General features: G+C 49.1%; 13 protein-coding genes and 2 pseudogenes. 4 read left to right on the forward strand and 11 right to left on the reverse strand.

Annotated elements, in window-relative coordinates; translation table 11 throughout:
- Positions 1-2: 2 nt before the first annotated feature.
- Positions 3-10583: a hemagglutinin repeat-containing protein gene (locus JQU52_RS08725; protein ID WP_230338125.1), complete on the reverse strand. Its 10581-nt coding sequence runs from the start codon at positions 10581-10583 to the stop codon at positions 3-5.
- Between the two features lie 10 nt (positions 10584-10593).
- Between JQU52_RS08725 and JQU52_RS08730 the strand changes: the two genes are divergently transcribed.
- Positions 10594-10734, forward strand: coding sequence for a hypothetical protein (locus JQU52_RS08730; RefSeq protein ID WP_230338126.1), 141 nt, complete (start codon positions 10594-10596; stop codon positions 10732-10734).
- A 287-nt stretch (positions 10735-11021) separates the two neighbouring features.
- Here the strand turns inward: JQU52_RS08730 and JQU52_RS14870 are convergent.
- The 5 genes and pseudogenes from JQU52_RS14870 to JQU52_RS08755 all read right to left on the reverse strand — a co-directional run.
- Positions 11022-11957 (reverse strand): annotated as a pseudogene (locus tag JQU52_RS14870) (filamentous hemagglutinin N-terminal domain-containing protein); the annotation flags it as partial.
- A gap of 123 nt (positions 11958-12080) precedes the next feature.
- Positions 12081-12149, reverse strand: a pseudogene (locus tag JQU52_RS14945) (ESPR-type extended signal peptide-containing protein); the annotation flags it as partial.
- A gap of 60 nt (positions 12150-12209) precedes the next feature.
- Positions 12210-12746, reverse strand: coding sequence for a toxin-activating lysine-acyltransferase (locus JQU52_RS08745; protein WP_230338129.1), 537 nt, complete (start codon positions 12744-12746; stop codon positions 12210-12212).
- An 11-nt stretch (positions 12747-12757) separates the two neighbouring features.
- Positions 12758-14473: a ShlB/FhaC/HecB family hemolysin secretion/activation protein gene (locus JQU52_RS08750; protein WP_230338130.1), complete on the reverse strand. Its 1716-nt coding sequence runs from the start codon at positions 14471-14473 to the stop codon at positions 12758-12760.
- Positions 14474-14669: 196 nt separating this feature from the next.
- Positions 14670-15035 carry a helix-turn-helix domain-containing protein gene (locus tag JQU52_RS08755; RefSeq protein WP_230338131.1) on the reverse strand — a complete coding sequence of 122 codons (366 nt, stop codon included), beginning with the start codon at positions 15033-15035 and terminating at the stop codon, positions 14670-14672.
- A 311-nt stretch (positions 15036-15346) separates the two neighbouring features.
- On the opposite strand from JQU52_RS08755, the gene JQU52_RS08760 reads away from it, so the two are divergent.
- The 3 genes from JQU52_RS08760 (at position 15347) to JQU52_RS08770 (ending at position 16711) form a co-directional block, all read left to right on the forward strand.
- Positions 15347-15694, forward strand: coding sequence for a hypothetical protein (locus tag JQU52_RS08760; RefSeq protein ID WP_230338132.1), 348 nt, complete (start codon positions 15347-15349; stop codon positions 15692-15694).
- 125 nt (positions 15695-15819) lie between these two features.
- Positions 15820-16344, forward strand: a complete 525-nt coding sequence (locus JQU52_RS08765; RefSeq protein WP_230338133.1) for a hypothetical protein — start codon at positions 15820-15822, stop codon at positions 16342-16344.
- A 40-nt stretch (positions 16345-16384) separates the two neighbouring features.
- On the forward strand, positions 16385-16711 hold the full coding sequence (locus JQU52_RS08770; protein WP_230338134.1) for a hypothetical protein: 327 nt from the start codon (positions 16385-16387) through the stop codon (positions 16709-16711).
- Between the two features lie 129 nt (positions 16712-16840).
- On the opposite strand, the gene JQU52_RS08775 is transcribed toward JQU52_RS08770, so the two are convergent.
- The 5 genes from JQU52_RS08775 to JQU52_RS08795 form a co-directional block, all read right to left on the reverse strand.
- The gene (locus JQU52_RS08775) at positions 16841-17464 is read right to left on the reverse strand and encodes a YagK/YfjJ domain-containing protein (protein ID WP_230338135.1); all 624 of its coding nucleotides are present in this window, start codon (positions 17462-17464) and stop codon (positions 16841-16843) included.
- A 484-nt stretch (positions 17465-17948) separates the two neighbouring features.
- Entirely contained in the window at positions 17949-18353 is a 405-nt protein-coding gene (locus tag JQU52_RS08780; RefSeq protein WP_230338136.1) for a hypothetical protein, read from the reverse strand.
- Between the two features lie 92 nt (positions 18354-18445).
- Complete coding sequence (locus JQU52_RS08785) at positions 18446-19321, reverse strand: DUF1281 family ferredoxin-like fold protein (RefSeq protein WP_230338137.1); 876 nt, start codon at positions 19319-19321, stop codon at positions 18446-18448.
- A 156-nt stretch (positions 19322-19477) separates the two neighbouring features.
- Entirely contained in the window at positions 19478-20407 is a 930-nt protein-coding gene (locus JQU52_RS08790; RefSeq protein WP_230338138.1) for a recombination directionality factor, read from the reverse strand.
- A 113-nt stretch (positions 20408-20520) separates the two neighbouring features.
- Entirely contained in the window at positions 20521-21552 is a 1032-nt protein-coding gene (locus JQU52_RS08795) for a YqaJ viral recombinase family nuclease (RefSeq protein ID WP_230338139.1), read from the reverse strand.
- Positions 21553-21608 lie beyond the last annotated feature (56 nt).

The following is a 21608-nucleotide window of genomic DNA, read 5'->3' on the forward strand; positions in this document are numbered from 1 at the left end:
CCTTATTGTTTGGAGCTTGGAAGTTTAGGCGGTATCTTTGTTCCAGTTGATGGCAATGCAGGATTTTGCTTCCCAGCTCTGTAAGAAGCCGCTTCTCCCCAAGTTTTCGAATTACCGAAACGTTTATTCTTAATCATTTCTGGCGGTAACGGATCTGATGGCAAATGAACGCGAGCTGGAATATTTTTAATTCCTTGTTCCAAGGCAATTGCCGCTCTCGTATGATCCAAGGTAACTGCACCATCAACGGTTTTGACTATATCAATTGGATCGCCTGCATAGCCTTGTGATTTGATACTCTCTCTCAAAACATCAGCACGACCATTTCCTCCTGCCGTTCTTTGAGTCCAGCGCAAGTCTGCTGGATTAATGTTGATTACATCACCACTTGTCGCTTGGGAAAAAGTTTTTCCCATATTCTTTGCACTACCAGAAGCATAATTAGGCTTAACCACTTTCGCAGGCACCGATATCCCCGCCTTACCCACACTAACGGTATCAATAGCAAACTGTACATAGTTTGCAGCCTGCTCCGACAATCCCAGTTGTTTTAAGCCCTGTACGGTAATGGTGGGATTTTGTTCGCTGGCTTTCTTGCCAAAATTACTGCCCCCTGTAATCACATGATCTGCTGATGTATAAACGCCTACCGCCGCTGCTGCGCAGCCGAAACCAAATGAACCGGCACAAGCAGCCGCACCGCCTTTAACCGAAACTACCATACCGGTAACGCCGCCCACAACTTCAGCGCCAGGAATAACATAGCGGTTAAGAGGGCTATTGTCTTCCCGGTTAAGCTTGTTAGATTGGGCAATCAGATAGTCTGCAACCAATTGCGGATTGTCCGACAGATAGCGCATGGATTCTTGTTGCAAGTCGCCATAATTCTGAGTAAATCGCGCATCTTTGGCAAACGTAATAATGCGTTCAACACCCTGACGGCACTCCGTTACTCTTCCGCCCGGGCTGCATTCATTTTTGACACTGTCTTTTAAAACCGCATAATCTTTGCGCACCTGCTCAGGTGATTTTTTCAATGCATTGGGGGTGAGATAGTAGTTATTCTCGACCGCATTCTGCCCCACCACCCCGGCAATCTGCGCATTAATACCGCTGTCACCAGCAATGCCACCCGCCACCGCGCCAATCGCGGCAGTGAGGTTGCGGATATGTTCTTTGTCCTTTTCAGGCAGCCTGTTCGGATCAAATACGCCGTTTTCATCGGTGGCTTGGTCTTTATACAGGGTTTGGGTGAGGTAGATGGCGGCGGCTTCGCTGCCCACTGCGGCAACGGCACCGCTGCTGGCGTTGCCGCCGTTTACATAGGCCAGAGTCGCACCGAGGATGGCGTGGCTAAGCAGTTGGGCGGCTTGGTTGGGGTCGCTGCCGTTGTGGCCGAAGGTGTTGCCGATGGTGGCCGCGGCATACGGCGCCAAGGTATTGGAGGCTACCTGAAGCCCGTTTTGGCCGCCCAGTGCGCCGGTGATGGCGGTGGTCACGGCGCTTAAGGCACGGCTGTTGCCGCCGCCGATGCCCCAGTCTTTGGCGGCTTGTTCGGCTTGCTGGTATTGCTGTTTGGCCGTTTCGATTTGGCTGAGATCGTTGCTTTTTTCGGCTGCCTGCAGCTGGGTTTGTGCTTCGGCTTTTGCCCGCTCGGCCGCTTTAACCCGGTCGCTGCTAAAGGTACGTGCCGCCCCGGCAATGGTGGCGGTGGCCTGAGCCACGGTTTTTTGTTGCGCCAGCACGGCCTGTAGGTCGGGCAGCTCGGCCAGTTGGCGGTGGGCGCTGGCCGGGTCGCTGTGGATGCCCAGTGCTTCTACTGTGGTTGCTTTGCCGCCGATGGTGAGGTTGCCGGCGCTGAGGGTGGCACGGGTGGTGCTGCTGTCGTTGCCGCTGGTTTGCTGCGGTAGGCTGGGGCTGTAGTTAAAGCCGCCGTCACCGGCGCTGTTGGCAAAGGCTTTGCCCAGTTTGGTGTCTTGGAAGGCGGCGTTGTCGGTGTTTTGCCCCGGGCTGTTGCTGCCGTAGCTGCCGGCCAGTGCGACGCTGCTGGCGCTGTAATTGCTGTGGTTGCGGATGTCTTCGAAGCTCAGTTGCTTGGTGGTGAGTTGGTTGTGCTCTTTGGCCGCGGTAGAGGCGATGGCGCCGCCTTTGAGGTGGACGCTGTCGGCGTTGATGTGGTAGCCGCCGTCACCGGCAAACAGGCCGCTTTGTTGGTTTACGGCGCTGAGGCTGCCTGAAGTTTTGTCGCTGCTGAAGTTGCCACTCGCTTCCCAGGCGGTGCCGAAGGATACTTGTACGCGCACGCCGGCGCCGGTTTGGCTGCTGCTTTGGTCTACTTGGTCTTGCAGGCTTTCGATATGCAGTTTGCCGCCGATGTCGGCATCGATACGGTTGGCGCTGGCGCTGGCACCTTTAAGGGTGGTGTCGCCTTTGCTGTTGAGAACGAGTTTGTTGGACTGCAGGGTGGTGTTGCTGTGGGTGTTGGCGTCAAGCTGGTTCTTGCCGCTGCCCCAGCCGGCTTCGCCGTAAACGTAGACGCCGGTTTGCGCGCCCACGGATACGCCCATGCCCACCGACAGGCCGGCGTTGCTGTTTTTACCGTCGGCCTGTTGTTGGCTTTGACCGGATTCGAGGATGATGTCTTTGGCCGAATTCAGTGCGATGGTGTCGCCGGCTTTGATTTGGCTGTGCTGGGCGCGGATGTCGCCTTCGCGGCTGGTGAGGCTGATGTTGCCGCCGGCGTTCAGTGCATTGCTCTGGCTTTGGGCATAGCGGCTGTCTTGTTGGCTTTTGCTGGTTTTAAAGCCAACTCCGATTTCGGCTTTGGCCAATACCGCTCCCTGTTGCAAATCTTTGGGGTCAACAGCTACTCCGTTTTGCAAGGCTGCTGCTGCCACTTGCGCATTGTGGGCGGCGGCATCGGCTACTTTGCCGGCTGCACCGTAAAGCTGATAGCCTTGAGCACCCGCAGCCATGCCCTGCAGGGCGCGGGTACGGTCATCGGCTTTGCTCTTGACCACGCCCTCGGTAGCGTTGACCAAATCAATCAGCGGCGAGCTTACTTTGGCAAAGGTACCGATTTTGATATCGCGCTCGGATTGGTGACTGTTGCCGCGGTTGTGGTCGGCCAGAATATCGATGCGTTGGGCATCGATGCTGATGTTTTGCCCGGCGTTGATGTCGGCCACTTGTTGGGTGTAGTTGCCGCCGGCCTGAATGCGCACGTCGCCGCTTAAGCTGCCGATTTGGCTTTTGACTTGCTCCACTTGGTTACTGTGGCTGTTTTTGGTGTTTTTCATCCAACCACTGAAGTATTCGGTGTCGGATATTTGCACCGAACCGATGCCGCTGGAAACCTGGGTTTCGCTTATGTGTCGGCTGTCTTGGGTAGCGAAAATATTAATGTTGCGCTTGGCATTGAGTGTCAGGTCGTTTTGGGAAACGATGGTACTGCCCAATACGTTGATGTCGCCCTGACTGCTTTGCAGAACTGCGGCACCGCCGACGGAGAGCAGGCTGCCGGTGGTTTTGTCGAGTGCACCTTGACCGCTGCCGCTGTCTTTAAATGTGCCAACGGGCATGATGTGATCGCGGTTGTCAATGGCAAAGCCGCTGCGGCGGCTTTGGGCGCTTTGGCTTTGGCTATCGCGGGCGAACTCTAGGGTGATGTTGTCACGGGCACTTAGTAAAGCATCGCCTTCGGCGCTTATTTGTGCGCCTTGGCTGCGGATTTTACCTTCCGTCGCGATAATATTAAGATTTCCACCTGCGGCCAATTCACTCACCACGGCTTGGCTGTGGCTGCTGTTTTGCTCGCTGCTGCTTCTGCTGCGGCCGCCGGCAACGACGATGGGTGTTGTTGCAGCCATGCCGGCCTTGCCGACAGCAATGCCGTGTGAAAAAGTTTTACCGATGACGCTACCGCTATTTTGATTGCCAGCCATGGATTTGTCGTAGGCGGTTTTGGCGGCAGTGAATGGATCGTAAGTGATGCCTATGCTTAGACCGCTCTGCTTGCTCTGTTGCTCAGTCTGGCTGCCACCGCTGATGTAGCCAGCATCCAGATTCACTTCTTTGCCTTGCAGGGTGAGATCTTGGCCGGCGCCCAAGCGGGCGGCGGTGGCGGTGAGCCGGTTGGCGGACACGATGGTGGTGTCGCCGTTGATACTGCCCACTTGGCTTAAAGTGAGGCTTTGGCCGCTGCTGTCTTGCTGCAGGCTGTGGCTGGATTTGCTGTAGCCTACACTGGCCACGCCGTCTTTTAGGCTGCCGGTGAGACCGGAGCGTTTTTCTTCATCATAACGGTGCTGGCTGTGTTGGTTGCCAGCTGCCTCAATGGTGATATTATTGCCGGCGCTGATGCGGTTGCTTTGTTGCGCCAGCACATTGCTGCCCGTGATGTGTAGATTGTTGCCAGCTGCCATTTGCACATCATTGGCATTAAAACTGCTGCCTTGTGCGGTATTTTCTGTAATACGGATGTTGCTGATGTTCACTTGTTTACGCCCGCCACCAGTGCGGCCAGTATGCTTGGAGGCATCGTCTATCAATAATGACTGTTGACCTGCGCCAATCAAAATATCATTACCCGCCGCTACTTTTAAGGTATTTTGGCTGCCAACATTGGCTGATGCGGCCTCAATATTGTTTCCGGCCAGCATGGTTAATTGGCCTCTGGTTTGAATATTGCTGCCCACATCAGCACTATTGGCTCGAATAATGTGATTATTGGCATCCAGATGGTTTTCTTGATGACGGGCGGTGCTAACGGTGTCCAGCTTTAAATCACGGTTGGCTTGAATAGTGGTTTGGCCATCTGCTGACATATTGCCTATGGCTGCGGCCGTTAACCGAACATCACGTCCTGCCGCCAAAACCAAAGCGCCATTTTCCGGGCCGGTTATGTATACACCGGCGATTCGGTTCAGGTTGGTTACGCTGCCTTGGCTATTTTCACTGCTGTGTGTGGTGCTGGTATGGTTGATGTCCCGTCCGGCCTGCAATAGCAAGCTGTTGGCTGCATCAATCATGCCTCCGGTATTATTGATGTCTTGCTTGGCATCTACGATTAGCTTATTGCTGCTGATGCGGCCATTGATGTTGTCGACAGTATCGGCACCAATGCGCAAGGCCTCGCGGCCAGCAACGGTACCGCTGTTATTCAGTGTACCTGCCACATTTAATTCGGTAATGCTGCCTGACAACAAGGCGCCGTTGCCATGAATATCACCGGCTTGTACGCGCACATATACCTGTGGTACCAAAGCTTGGCGTACACTGCCATCTGGCAACGTTACGTTTTGCTCCACCAACCACACAATATCGCTGGTTAGACGTGCTACTTGTTCCGCTGTCAGCGCTACGCCCGGGGTGAGGTGCATGGTGCGGGCAGCACTGATTCCGCTGTCCATTAAGGCTTTAAATTGCGCTTCATCGTTGCTGTAGCCATCCAGATAGCGGCGGCCGGTAAGCTGGGCAATTTGCTCGTTAAGCAGCCTCTGCTCGTAATAGCCATCGCCCAGCCGTTTGTGCATATTATTGGGATCCAGCTTCAGGGCATTCAACATGTAATTGCTGCCGAGCCATTGACGGTATTGGGTAAACTGCGGATCTGACTCAATCAGGTATGTGCCGGATTCAGCATTCAGTGCAAACAGGCTGCTGCCTGGCAAACGGGTATTGGGCGTGCCGGTGCGCACCACAACATCGCTGCCGTTTACAGCATCATTTTGTTGTGCTTGTTGTGTGCTGGTGGTGCCTTGTGTATTGGCTTGGTATTGCTCGGCTTGGGTTGTTGCTGTGGTTTTTTCAGTATCGGTGGTATTGACTTCTAATTGTGTAGTTTTTCCTGTATTGATTTTTGCGGCGACGGCTTTCTCTGGTGCTACGGTGGCGATATCTGCCACTACATCAGCGGTAATACGCAACCCTTGGCGTTTGTCTACTTGGGTTTCTGAGTTGACTGCCGTGTATTCCTCGTAGGCAAATGAACCCAGTGACAAGCTATTGCTGATTTCGGGTGCCGGGGCGTAATTATCACGTTTGTGACCGGTATTGTCGCGACCTTTTTGCCGATCACGCCAGTGCCAATGCAAACCCGGTGTTGAGCCACTACTCCAGCGGCCTTTATCTACATTTAAACCGGCTGCCCTTGCTTCTCTAATGGTATAACAACCACTACCATCGGGTTTTTCCATTGCACAGCCCAAATCCTGAACAATTTTGGTGCCCAGTATTTCCTGATTATGTAGTTTGTCTTTTTCAATATTAACGGTTAACTTGCCACCGGCAATAATCTGGCTATCTGTATTCCATAACTCATGGGCATCAATCTTTAATCCGCCACCCGCAATGATTTTAGCCGGCGCGGTTTCTGTTACTTCGGTTTGCTTGGTGGTACGCCAATAATCGTAGCGGTGCCAATCTTCATGCACATGACCATCAGGTGTGCGTAACTTATCGATCTCATCATTAAATACACCCCAGCCAAGCTCAGCTTGGGTGCCGTCTGTCAAGCGTTCATTGCGGCCATTGGCTTCATATTCGACATGACGCTCTCTTTGCTTTTCAACCAACTCAGTCTTAAAGTGTTCATTGGTATTGTGCAATTCACGGGTGGCCAAATACATATTGCCCAGCGACTCAATGGTGGCGCTGTTGTTATTAATGTTGTCGGCTTTGCCGGTAGCATGATTTTGATGATCCAAGCTGCCGCCAATGGCCAAATCACCACCGCTGAATATCAATGCCTGCTCACGGTTAGTGAGTGTTGTAACCCCCATATCCAAACGTTGGCGTGCGGCAATGGTGCCCGCTTTGCCGTTTTCGGTATCATTAATTACCGTATTGGCGGATATGGCCAAAAGGTCGCCATAAATTTTGGCCTTTTCACCCAAATTATGGATTGTTTGTGCTTGTAGATAAGTGCTGTTGCCATCAATCAAGCCACGATTGTTTAATTGTTGTGTAATTTTAATTTGGGTATCGGTGGCATTAATTTTACCTTGGCTGGCATTGTTCAGATTTTGAGCTGAAATACTGAGTTTTTGTCCGGCTTGTAAATGTCCTTCGTTATTTAACGTGCCGGTAATTTGAATATTGGTGTTGCCTTCTGCTGCAATGGTGCCTTGTTCAGTGTAGTCGCTGCCAACGAGGCTCTCCAAATGCCCTAAGGATTTGATATTGCCGGCAGTATTGATTAATTTATCTGTATACAAGTTTAATTGCATACCGGCAGTTAATTCACCTGCTTGGTTATTCACGGCAGCGGCCGATTCACCCGTGGCTGTACCGGTAATAGCCAATGTATCAACAGCCGTAATTTTGCCTTGCTGGTTATTCAATTCGCCAGTCAGCATCAATACAGTATTTTTATTGGCAGCAATACGCCCTTGTTGGTTATCAATATTATTTGCAGAAATCTGAACCTGCTCTCCTTGCAAGCCATGCCCAGTAACATCAGTTTGTCGATTTTTTATATTGGCGGCATGTACCGATAATGTTTTACCCGCCAGAATAGTGCCGGATTGATTGAGTACATCACCTGATATCTGCAATATTAACGTTTCCGCTGCTTGCAGTTGGCCAGACTGGTTGTTGAGCGTGGCTCCAGCTATACGCGCTGATTGTCCACTTAAGATACTGCCGTCTTGGTTATGCAGTACACCAGTTTGGATATCTAATTTCCCTTGCGTCAGTAAACCTTTATCTTTAGTGCTTTGATTATTTAATGTTTGCTTATGCGTGTTAATGGTGAGTGCATTGTTGCCTTGTATCAAACCTTTTTCATTGTTGAGCTCGCCACCATTAATATCAAGCGTTCCGGTAGTACTGATGTTGCCGTAACGGTTATTCAATCTCTGTTTATGAGTGTTTATTGCCAATAAGTCATTGGCATGTATATTGCCGGATTGATTATCCAACCCAACGGTATTCAAAACCAAGTTTGTGGCCGACAGGATTTTACCGTGGGTATTATCTAAAGCCTGTTTGGTAATATCAACGTTTACATCACGGCCAGATAATGTTCCGCTTTGATTGAGAAGTGATTGCCCTTTAATCTTCAATTGCTGTGCTGCCGAGACAATACCATGTTGATTTTGTATTTTATCGGCAGTATAGATGGATACACTGCTGTTGGCTGAACCGAGTTCACCAGCTGTGTTGTTCAAATTTAAAGCCGTCAATGTTAAAGACTGATTGGCACTGATATTGCCTTGTTGATTATCAAGGTTGCCTTTAATATTTGCTTGCAACGATTTGGTGGTGGCGATTTGTCCGTTTTGGTTGTTTAAATCGATTGCTGCAAGCGTAATATCATTACCGCCAATTAGTTTACCACCGGTGTTGGTCAAGGTATTTACGGTCTGAATAGCCAATTGTTGCTGTGCCATCCATACACCTTGTGTATTGTTGACATCTTGGGCACTCACTTGGCTTTCTTGGGTTTGAATTTTGCCTGAATGGTTGTCAAAAAGGTTGGCATCCAACCATTTTAATTGCCCTAAAGTCAGCGTGCCTTCAGCGTTATCCACATCCCCTTTGCCGTACAAATCAGTTAGACCATTGGCGGTAATGCGACCTTGCTGGTTATCCAGTTCTTTTCCCACCTTGATATGCCCATTTATCGGCGCAGCACTGGCATAAGTGATACTGGAAGGAGTTGCTGCTTCAGCAGGGTATGTCTTTACATTTGGCGCTGTTGTGGCAGGAGCCGTGCTGGCACCATTTGTATTATTGCTTATTGAACCATTGTTGGTTGTCAAAGCCGATCCGGTTTGTGCTGCACCCAATATACCTTGGCGGTTATTTAAACCGTTGCCAATATGTATTGTTAAGTTACCTTGGCCATTTTGTTGTAAAGTACCATTGCGATTGTCCAGTTGTGTGCTGTCCAACACAATAGCATCTGCTTCTACTCGGCCTTGGTTATTGATCCAGTTGTCTGCTTTTGCAACCAATTTGCCAGCCGTATTAATACGGCCATTATTTAATACATTGGGTGATTGAATTTGTACGGCCGTTTGTGCAGAGATGAGACCACTGTTTTGCAGTTGATGCTGTATTTTTGCGGTTACAGAACCGTTGCTTAATATAGCACCGTTGTTGTTCAACGTTTTACCAGACAAACTCATGTTGCCCGCAGCGTGTAATTGACCGCTATCATTGTTAATCGTGGGCAGCATGCTTGCATCGGAACCAATGTCTAACCCACCACCGGAGGCGATTAGCCCTTGAGTATTAATCAATGCTTGTCGTACGGTCAAAGGCAAATGGTGATTGCTGATGATTTGCCCTTCGCTATTGTCCAGTGTGCCCGTGTTAATACTGAGTGTTGCCGCTTGAATGCCAGCATCTTTCAAATTTTTATTGGCTGTATTGATCAAATCCTTGGTTTTTAAATCGGCAGTTTCAGCCCGAATGGTACCCGCATGGTTATCCAGCTTTCCCGCATTTAAATTCAGTATTTTGTTTGATTGAATAGAACCTGCCTGATTTTGTATATCTTGCATAGATAAATCAAGCTGCTCCGTAGCACTGATTTGCCCCTTGTCATTGATTGTATTTTGAGCATAAATATTGGTTTTACGGCTGCTGATGGCACCAGCCTGATTATTTAGATTACCACTTTGAATATGTAAATACTCAGCATGAATACCGCCATTTTTTTGTGTATTGCTGTTGTCTATATCTTGCCCGGCGGTATTGATATCCGCTTTTTGGGCTACAATTACGCTGCCATTTTGATTAACCAAGGTACCACTTTGTAAAAGCAGGTTTTGACCAGATGCCATTTTACCTGTGGTGTTGTTCAATTTTTGGTTTTGTGTATCCAAAACCATATCCCTATTGGCAACAATATGTCCACGTGTATTATCAAGTGCACCACCAGTAATCAATAAGTTTTCTTGGCTCAATAACTTGCCATCCAGATTGGCAATATTCTTACTACCCGCATTAATGACTGTATTTTGCCCATGGATCGTACCGTATTGATTTTGTACGCCGATAGACTGAGAAGTAATATTTTTAGCAGCTTGAATTACGCCATGTTGATTATCTAATGCATTATGGCCCGCATTTAATAATACATAATCTTTATTTGAAACAATGCTGCCGTACTGATTGTTTAATCCATTACTATTCAAAATGATGGCTTGATTTGCGGCAATCGTACCGGCATGATTATGCCAACTTTCTTGGCTGTTAATATTGATGGCCGTCGTACTCTCAATCTTCCCGTCTTGATTATTGCCTGTTCCAGTATCAATGTTGATCATATCACCGGCAATCAATTTTCCCTGGATGTTATCCAATATTTGACTTTGAATATGAGCACGTTCTCGAATATTGATTTCACCAGAATGGTTGGCAAACAAATGGGTATTACTCTGTAAACGAGTAGCTTCAATTTTACCGTTGCTGTTGTCCAGTTGATTACCGGTTGACTGTAAGCTCCCCACCGTAACCGTACCTTGGTTACGTAGGTCATTTTTGACATTTAGGTTGGTTTCGCCATTTGCAGTGATTTGCCCCTTATCATTTAACAGGCTGCCTGAAACAGTGATTTGACCGTCGGCCAAGGTAATCGGCGTGGCCGGTGTCGGCGCGGTGGTAGTGCTGCCGCCACCGCTGGCGCTGCTCGGCGGGGTGGTGTTGCCGCTGCCCGGATTGCTGCCGCTGTTGCCTGTGCCGCCACCGATGTTGTTGTCGCCGGCATCCGCCGGGGTATAGCCCATCAAGCCTTGATTGCGGTTGTCCACTTGCCCGGCGTTAATCGCTAAGTTTTGCAGGCCGGTTTGGCTGATGTGCCCGCTGTTGCTCAGGCTGCCTGAAACCACATCCAATCGGGCACCGTTCAGTTGGCCGCTGTTGCTCAGGCTTTGGTTGCGGATATTCAGCTCGTTTGCCGAGGCAATCAAGCCGCTGTTGTTCAGGCTTTGGCTGTCAATATGGGCTTTGCCCTGGGCGGAGATGCTGCCGCTGTTGTCCAGGCGGTGGCCGCTGAGGTGTACTGCGGCGTTGTCGGCCGTGCCGACGGCGGCTTTATCCGCCGCCACCAGCTGGCCGCTGTTGCCAATCTTGCCGTCGGCGCTGAGGGTAATGCCGCCCGCAGCGGCAAAGATTTGCCCGGCATTGTTCACGCCTACGCCCTTATCGGTGCTGATGAGGGTGATTTTTTGGGCATACATGCCGCCCAAGCTGCCGGTGTCGATGGCCACGGCCGGGGTGGCAGAGGCACCGGGCGTGGGCGGATTTTTGGGGGTGTTGGCTGCGGCATCAGCCGCGGCGGGGGTGTGTTGACCGGCGGCATCGATGTCGTTGCTGCCGGTAATCACGTTCAACTCTTTAGCCCAAATACCGGCGTTGATTTGCGCGGCTTGGGCGAGAATGCGGGTGTAGTCGGCGCCGGAAGTATCCAGACCCTTACCGCTCACGCCAACGTTACCGCTGCGCACACGGAAGCCTTCCAGATGACCGTTGCTGATGACGGGCCGGCCGGTGGTGAGGGTGACGCCGGCAGCATTGATAAAGCCGCCGCCGTTCACTTGGATACCGGCGGGGTTGGCCATAATCACTTCGGCACGACGGCCGGCCACTTCGATATAGCCGTTTAACAGGCTGGGGTTGCTGCTGTTGATTTGATTGACGATGATTTTGGCTTCACCGCCGGCCAGCCACGGATTGCCCTGTATCCAGCCGCCGATTTGGGTTTGGGTGTTGTTGCGGCTGTTGTTGAGGATGGCGCCCTTTTGATCCACATCGAACTGGCGGTATTGGTTGATCGAGACGCCGCCGGCGCTGGGGGTTTGGATGTTGACTTGCGGGGTGCCGTTGGCGCTTTGCAGGATGGTGGGCTGTTGGTTGCCGGGGGCGGCTTTGTCAGCGGCGATGCCCGCAGCGTGGGCGGCCGGGGCGGTAATCAGGGCGGCACCGGCGGCCAGCAATAAAGAGAAGCCGAGGATGCCCAAACGGGTGGTAGGGCTGGTCGGGTTTAGGCTGCCTGAAAGGGCATGGCGGCCATCAAGATGAACAGAACCTGCGGTGCTGTCGGCATTGCTTTTGCCCTCGCGCAAAGTGTTCTCGGCGACGGCCACCATGCAGCCGCGCTTTTTATTGAAGATCACTTTGTACAGGGTTTTATTCATGATGGGGCTCGCTTAATATAGTTAAAACAAAAAATAAAAAAAATTTAGATTTTTAATAGATTATTTCAATTTATTCTTGCTAGGGTAGACAATCGGATGGTTTGTAACCCATTGTGCTTTTTCTGAAACGCTAACGCGCTCACCTTTGAAGGTCATAATGCGTAAACCATGTACATCACCTTTATGGTACAAAGAGCGAAAGCATTGAGTAGGAAATAAATAAGTTCCCGTTATAAGTTTAATCAACTTACTGTTGCCGAATGGTGCAAACCAATTAATTAACCATAATCTTTCACCACTCTGCCAATCTTGATTGGCCAGCAATAATTGATCTGATTGTAAATATCGTGTTTCGGCTTCCTGATTGAAATACGCCCAAGTAATGTATCCCAATGGTTGGCTTTTACGGCTAAATAATGCGAATTGACCATTCTTAATGATAGGTAAAACGCGGGCAGCCATTTCTTTAAGTGGGGCATTCTTGTAATTATCGGAATGTAGCCACAACCAAGTAATCGCACCTAAAGCTTCCGCCTCATTCCAATATTCATTTGGAAATAGTTTAGGTGAAATAACATCAATACCATCAAATTTCATTACATTGACCATCAAAACGAATAATTCAAATTAAACCCCACCGTGGTGTTGGCGGTTTGGAAGTGTTGCGGCTTTTTTAGCGGCTTGCCCACAAACACGTCGTAATACAGATTGCCGCCGGCTTTGACTTGGCCTTTTAAGCCCAGCACGCTGCCGATTAGGGTTTGGCCGAGCAGGTATTGCGCCGAAGGGCCGGACACATGGCCGGCATCCACGCCGAGATAGGTTTGATGGCCGGGGCGGTATTGCCACGCCAAGTCATTGCGCCAATACCAGCCGCGCTCGGCCGATAAAGTGAGTTCGCCGTCAAAGCCGCGAACGCTGTAGCGCCCGCCAATGGCGATTTTGTCTTGCGGGGTGAGCGGGGTTTTATTCCACTGGGCATGCAGGTTGCCGTCGTAGCTGAACGCTTGTTTGCCCAGCCGGAACGGCAGGTTCAAACCGGCATCGGCACTAATGATCTGCATGCGGCTGCTGCCTTCGTTAAACAGCTCTTCCGGCGCCGCCAGGCTTTGATTGCGCCCGGTACCGCGTTTGTAGCTTGCCCCCAGATTAAGGGTGGCATTGCCCAGGTATTCTTTGTGATCCACATTTACCGACCAGCCACCGGTGCGGCGGCGCTGGCCGGGTACTTCGATGTCGTTGATGTAGTTCTTCGATTCGCGCTGCCACAGTTTGGCACCAACTTGGGTTTTACGGCGGGCATCGCGGTAAAGCAAGCGGCTAACGCCGAAATCGCTGTTCCAGCTCTCGCCGTTGTAGTCGTAGTTTTCACTTAAACCGGCCACCGCTTGATGATAGCGGTAGTAATTGTGGTTGAACCCCAGCAGCCAGTTGCCAAAGGGCGCGGAATAATGCACCGCATAGCCGCGGGTGCCGCTGCCGGTTTTGATGCCGTCTTTATCGGTGTAGCTGTCTTTGTGACCCAAGTCGCGGTTGTAAGACACATAAAACAAATCGCTCAAGCCCAGTGGGTTGTCGGCTGACAGGGTGACGCTGCCTTGGTATTTGCCGGTGGCTTTGCTGCCGGAGTCGTCCACCCCGAAAGCCACACGGATGGGCAAGGTGCGTTGGCGCCACAGCACCACCACATCGCTTTCGTCCGGGGTATCGGCGGGGACGATTTGGATATCGGCTTCGGCAGTCGGAATGCGTTTGAGGTTTTCCAGTCCCTGCTCCAGTGCGCGCAGATTCAGTACGTCACCGGAAGACAGCGGAAACTCGTTTTGAAAAGCGGTGATGCGGTCAGCATGGGTGTTGGTGACATCACTGGTGTCAATACGGATATGGCGGATGCGCCCGGGAATCACCGTCAGCACCAAAGTGCCGCTGTTGATGTCCTGCGGTGCGGCCAGAATGCGGGTGGTGGTGTAGCCGCGGGCAATCACGGCGTTTTGTGCCAAGGTCATGATGTGGTTGATGCCTTGTGCCCCCAAACACATGCCGGGTTCGAAACCGGATTGGGCAATGGCTTTGTTTAAGGCAAATTGGAAACGGGCAGCTTGGCTGCCCGTTAAGGTAATGTGTTGGACGGCGAAACAAGGGGATTCGGGCTGGGATAAGGAAAATGCGGTAGGTGGTGGTGTGACGGTGTCATCCAAACGCACATCAACGGCGGGCTGCATTTGCTGTTGCTGGAATTGTTGGCGTTGCTGTTCGCGGATGAGTTGTTCTTGTTGTAAGCGGTCGGCTTGTTCCTGGGAGCCGGGTGGGAGCGGCGCAGCCATCAGTGCGCATGTCGGTACAAAAAGCGCCGCCAATACATTAATCAAGAAACGTTGTTTAAATGTTGGATTCATCATGGACTTGGAATTTGCTCAAGTTTTAGGTTTTATATTCAATTCTTCATAATCCTAATCACTTATGCAAAGATAAGCAAGCATTTCTTAACGTAATCATGTACTACATGAAATTTTGTCACTCTTATACATCAAGCTTAATATCATCTTTTTTAAGATGACGAGTCAGTTGTTGCACCATCGACAAAATCAAACTGCGATCACTTTCCGCTAAGCCTGACAGCATCTCATGAATGTATGCGGCTTGGTCGCCTGCCCGGTTACTGCTTTGCATTAACAAATCGGCTGCTTCACATTCAAATATCTCTGCCAACTCAACCAATCGAGCTACGGTTGGCATCACCACACCCCGCTCCAATCGCGAAACCGCTTCATAACCAATATTCAACTTTTCTGCCAATTGGTCTTGTGTCAGCCCTTTATCCTGTCGGTACTGGGCGATGGTTTTACCAATGGTCTGATTCAACAGATTCATCTTGTTCGGTGCCATACATGTCCTTTCATGTGGACTTGGATGGTCGCCTATCAACCCATTGACATGAAGAACCAAATAGGTTGTAATTCAACCTAAAGAGATGTTTTACTTTGTAGATATTATTTCTCACATAAATCTGATATCACATTACGACGTAACTGTTTTTCTAAATACATTTGACGTTAGGGAATAAATAAGCACAGTAAATTGACTTCTTCATCTCTTTAATTATGTTACAGCAGCTCTATGCTATTCCAAAATTGGCTATAAAACATATTGATTAACAGAGAAAAATTGTTTTAATTCTTAACTAAAGGGGTCGTCAAATGAATATTAAATCCATTATTACCATCGCTATTTCTACTATTGCACTGAGTGCTTGTGACCCTGGTATTTCAGAACAATTAGAAGTGAGTAAGTTCAGTGAACGCCATTGGCTAACTGATCAACTCCGAGAAGGTGTGTCTATTGTAAATAAAGGTGATGAGTTGCAAGTCGAACGCATCATCTTTAATAAAGGTAATTGCAATTTCCCTTCCCATGTACACGAAACCGGTAAATTGTTTTACGGTATCGAAATCAAAATCTTTCCAGAGTACACCCAAAGAGGTTGTGACAAAGTTTACCAAGTTGAAATCATCACTACCGATGGTTCTGCTACCTATAACTGGTAAGAAATAACGCTTTTAAATGTACATATTTCTTTAGAAATAACAGTCTTCTTTTAAGGTAGCTGCTACACCCTCTTGAATACTGAATAATAAAGAAGAAGCATTGTGGCTAAAACTAGCCGCTCAAAATGGCTCTGAAGCTGCCCGGAGCACTTTACTTGGATCGCGATTTAATCAATATCGGTAAATTCAAAATCACCACCCCACTAAAAAAAGGAATCACCATGCAAAAAATCATTATCGCAGCACTGACCATGTCCGCATCTTTAGCCATGGCCAACGATGCCCTTAAAATCAAAACCGTACAATCCTTGTACCGTTCAGCCAGCCAAGGTGTGGATAGTGCTGTCGTTCTCGAACGCAATGCCGATGCCAGCCTGAAGCAAGCTTACCGCCATGCCGATAAAGTAGAACGTCAAGGCGGGATGTGTATTGAAGAAGATCCCATGTTTGGCAATCAGGATCCTCAAACCAAAGCCAAGGTTACCGTTACCGTATTACAAAATGGTTTGACACAAGCCAAATTCAAACAATACGGTCAAAATCAGACCATTAATTACAAGCTGTCCTGCACTGGCAATGCTTGTAAGGTCAATGATGTCTTGAACGGTGGTTCTTCCTTTAGACAAGAGTTGAGTGCGTGCAGACCTTAATTTTGAACATAAACCGCTTCTAAGCAGAAAGCCCATAAATATGCAAAAATGGTTTATTCTACCGCTATTAACCATGGCATCTGCCTCTGCATTTGCCTGGCATTTTTATAGCATTGATTTGGATGACCGCAGCTTTGAGGTTATTAACCGACATGGCGGTAATGTACAAGTGGCTGATGTTAAATGTACGCGTACCGATGGTTCAGATAGCTTGTATGTTGCCGGTTATTTCTCTCCAACCGGGCGTTGGAATTATGCAGGTAAGTCTTATGCCAATGCACAGGTTCGCCAAGTACCACGTGATTTTGATGATGTTTTACCGGCCTACATGAAATTCTGCGCCATGGTGAACAAACGCGGCTATTGAAACAAACAAAGCCATCAAAATAACCAAGGCATTTGTGTTAACGCCGCCTTAAAACCAAGCAAGCACAATTTGAACGCTGTGCTTGCTTGATTCATTACCTCTTCAGTATATTCAGTATATGTATACCTTCTAACCATAACGGCGTGGTCTGCCTAAACCACTTATTTTAGGCTGATAATGGCTGGTATTAAAACTACGTAGGCTTTTACCAGCCCTGTCACGCCAAGCTTCCATTTCTCCACCCTGTTCTTTGCACAAATAAGCCGAGATGGCCTTCAACTGCTGAATCTTTTCAGTATCCGCATAATCAATAACACCCAATGGTGAGAACTCATAGCGATCTTTGTGCATATTACAGCTGTGATACAAACCGATATCACGATTGATAATCGTATTCCAATACGCACCGATTTGCTGAGAGAGATGAATATCCCCGTGAACACACTGTCCGTTAAAGAAAAACAAAACATGGTAGTGCCAACCTTTTTCAGCCGCGTATTCCAACTTGGCAGCATAGGCCAAATAATGCTCGAACAAGGTATTGGCACGCATATTGTTGCGCAGCTGGGTAAATTTGCTCTTGCAGTACTGTGGGGTAATCATGGGTACGTACTCTTTGATAAAAGCCAAATCTACTCTGATAACCAATAGCTTAGAATAATCAATAAACAGCGTGTCTATTAAATGAAATAATTTATTCTGATTTTGCCGATTAATCGAATAAGCCGTATGAAAAGGTAATGTAGGCAACATAGTCTGCTCCTAAAAAAGACAATATCATGAAAATAAAAGAATAATAAGTTGCTGATAATGTAAGGATTAATAAACATGATAAGAAAGCAATGAATAGATAAGAAATAAATCATCCAGTAAAGAGGATGTCAATCAAGCTCGGTATCTGGTTCTTTGTTCTATAACATCAGAACCTAAATAGATTGATGTTATTTCAACCGTTTATCCCGCATGGCGCGCAGTGTATTGAGGCAATAAACCACCTTATTGGCAATACACAAATAGCATCTGCTCATAAGATAAGCCATTGGTCAAAATAAACATTTCACGAAAGAACAAAAAATAAATCAGAAAAAACTAAAAGAGGAAACCAAGAAATAAAATCAAGATGCGAAGAAAGATAACAAGAAAAAGAAAAATTAAGCTAAAGACAAAAACAAATATAGACAAACAGATACCTTGTAGATATCTGTTTGCCCAATGGTTCAATATACCCATCAATGCCTTACCAGCTTAAATCGAATATCTGATTGGCCATAGTTCGAATGGCATCATCACCATCACAAGGTTGCAGCCGCAATGTTTTGTCCGTACTTGGGGTTAGGCAGCCGGCATACAGGCCGAATTCATCCAGATATTGTAAACGGTATTGCACATCAGGATATTGCTGTCCCAATATTTGACAAGACATGACCGGAGGGTGATTGTGGGTGATAAACAGCAGACTGATTTGATGAGCATCAGCCTGTAGCAATGCCGCTTCCAGCACATCCTGCACCGGTAGGCGGATTTTGTGCGGCAGGGTGCAGTTAGGCTGATAAGGTTCAAGCCAAAGGTGCCGTATGATTTGTATCAGGCTTGAGGGATGCTGGCTGTGAAGGGTCAGGTGATTATGACAAAGATGACGCATGATTATGCTCCACACAAACAAATAGCCGCATCAACAAGACGCGGCTGTTTGCTTATGGCTGAAGTGGTTGGATTGAATTGGCTGAAACGCACTCAGTGATTGAGCACCAAGGGCTGTTTTAAGATGCCGGCATCATCGGGTAAATGACCGTGAATGATTTGTGTCAAAGGCATGCACATACTGATGGTTCGGGCTGCATGACTGGGTTCCAATTCCTCCACTTGCACGGGCTTTTGTTCCTTATGCGGTTCTTTATCTTTTCCCTCATTATCCTCCTGTTCTTCATCTTCCTCCTCATCATTAAACACCCAGCCGAACTGTGTTTCAGCAAAGATGCGAAAGTCGTCATCATTGCAAACAATGTCGATTAATTGGCCGTTGCCGTCCGACAGATAGGTTCCGGCAAAAAAGCCGCCTTCATCGATGTATTGCACCTCAATTTGGATACAGGGGAACAGTGCGGCAATCTTATGGTAAATCGGTTCTGGTGGTGCCCAAGCGGTATCAAAGTAGCCGGACAGGCTGTTTTCATCAGCATTGTCATCCATCGTGCAATGATAGGCATTCCACTTAGTGCCCCAGTGTTCGATTGACCAGCCATACCAGGTAGGGTGTCCGTATAAACGGATGTTGTTGGCACACGTGCGCCCCAGCTCAATGTTGATGCGGCATTGTTGCTGCCGTTGTGGATCGGCAGCCAACAGCTTGATGGTGTCGGCCACGGTTAATTGATTCCAATCACACAAGGGTGACAGAACCTGCTGTAAGGCATCGGTTTGATAAGGGTAGAATTTGTTGGTGCAATCTTTGAGTAAGGCGGTTTCAGGCAGCGTAAAGAGGGTGAGCGATAACTGGCTTTCGCTGCCTTCGCTGATTTGCAAATCCGACGGCATGGGAATAACGCGGTTAAAATCGATGACAGGGCTTTCACCGGCATGGGCGGCATCATCGGGATCCGGGCGAACCACCAGTAAAGCTTTAAGCCGGGCAATGTCGGTGCGGCTGCCGCTAAAGCGGAATCGGTTGGTACAATGGTTGGGCATGGTGTTTTCCTTTCAGGGATAAAAAAACAGCACCACGAGGGTGCTGTTGGGTTGAGTTGCTATTGAAGGACAAAGGGTGATTTACGAAGCCGTACTCAGACGGGCAGCTTTCCCTGCCAATTTATCGGCCAAGGGGGTGGACATTCCGTTTGGGGCATTGTGATGACGAGTATTATCGGCTGAGGTGTTTTGCGCACCAAGCGGCGGTGGTAAAAATTCGGCCACCACCGCTTGGCCGTCTTCCTCACTTTCTTCAAACACACCGGCAGCAAAACCCATCCGCGCGGCTTCATCCAAGGCTGGCTGATTAAAACCGGCTTGCTGGCGCTGGTGATATTCATTCTGTGCCTGTTGAATGGCTTCATTCAGTGTAAAACCATCCCGCACCACCAAATCAACATAATAGATGGGTGCTCGGTAAGATTGGGTAGTGGATTTGCTGCGCAAACGCAAGGCCAGTGGCAAGGTTGACAACATGCCGTTGGCGGCTGCATGAAAATAATGCAATCGCGCCGATAAGGTGCGGATGCTGTTAAAACCGGTGGTGCGAAACACAAAGCTGCCCAACTCGTCTTCATCCCCAATCCGCACATTCATGCGTGCATAAGGCTTGCATTGCTGATTGGCACCCAGCGGGCAGTAATCCGGCCCGGGGCAGGGATGTTGCTCTGCTTGGCCGTTCATCATCCGTTTACAATTTTCACCATTGCCCACACACAAAGGGCGGCCGCTCTGGCGGTCAAACAAGCTGTAACAGGCACGCAAATTTAAATCAGGAGCATCAAACAGCAGACGGATGGGAATGCAGCGCAATTTAGTATCGGATTTACCGCTTTGTTGGCGCAATGCGGCATCCAAGGGGTGGTTGATCCAGCCGCTTTTGTTTTGTACTTGGGTGGTGAGGGTGAATTCATCGTCTTTTTCAGGAAGGTGCTTGCCGTTGCGTTCAACCGTTTTACCGATGGCAATCCGGCCGATAATCGGCGGGGTCAATGCGAGGCCTTTTAACATAAAGTACTCCTTGGTGATTCAGGCTGCCTGAATGCGTAAGCGACAGGCTGCCTGAAAGATTGATTAATACTTTTTCAATTGTGTCTCTGGATGCTGACGGAAACATGGGCTGATTACATATCGGCATGCAGCAAAAAGCGGCGGCTGCCGGGTTTGCGGGTTTGGTGTGCCGCCATCAATTCCGGGTATTGGGCACGCAGCCTTTCCGTATCCAGTACCATGCTGTCTTTACTGCGCTTCCATGAAACCGAGCCGTTACGAAATATGGCTTGACTGGCTGAACCCATGGTCTGTTCAATGCGCTGACGTAACCGGCTCTCTTCGGTTTCATGTTGTTTGATGGCTTGGCGAACGTGAACCAGTTGTTCAAACACATGATTAAGATCGGCATCCAGGGTTAAATCCACATCTTCGCCGCTGTCTTGTGGAAACAAGCAGCGCAAAGCTTGTTCGGCAGAAGTGCTGCCATCGGCCGGCGGTGCGGTATCGGTGCTGACGTAATGCCAGAATTGCTGCTCCAATTCAATCAGTTGTGCAATCAGAGCTTCATCGCGATGGATACGATGCAGCTGCAATGTCTGCCCGCCCATCAATACCGCCACATCGGCTGCCTGATGGCCGGTAACGGCCAATTGGTGCATCACCTGAATTTGTACGTATTCCGGTACACCGTGCTGCCATAAGCGCGAACCATGAATACCGGCGGTTTTACATTCCAAAATTTGCACTTCGGCATTGCCGATTACTTCACGGTCGATATTGGCCAACATCCATGGATAATCAGGATGCTGTAAAACCGCATTAACCTTGCGGACGCGGTTGCCGCTGCGTTTGGCATATTGGGCGGCAACCAAAGGCTCCAATAGGCTGCCCCAGTATATCGGCTGGCTGTCGTCATCCGCATCCGGTTTGGCCAACATGGCATCACGACCGGTTTTTTCCAGCCACAATGCCAGAGCCGATTGATAAGGATTAAGGCCAATCGCTGCGGCAGCATCAGAACTGCCAATGCCTTGTTTGCGTATGGCCAACCAATCTTGTTGTGGCAGGGTTTTGGTGTTAATCAAACGTAAAGCATGGCCGCTGCGGTGAACCGAACGCGTGCTTTTAGCGGCAGGACCCGCTTGAGGATTTGCGGTGAACATGATATTGCTCCTGAAATACACCAACACCACCAGCCCGGTATCCATTGCGGATAACC

The sequence above is a fragment of the Paralysiella testudinis genome, from assembly GCF_016894345.1.
GTDB classification, from domain to species: domain Bacteria; phylum Pseudomonadota; class Gammaproteobacteria; order Burkholderiales; family Neisseriaceae; genus Paralysiella; species Paralysiella testudinis.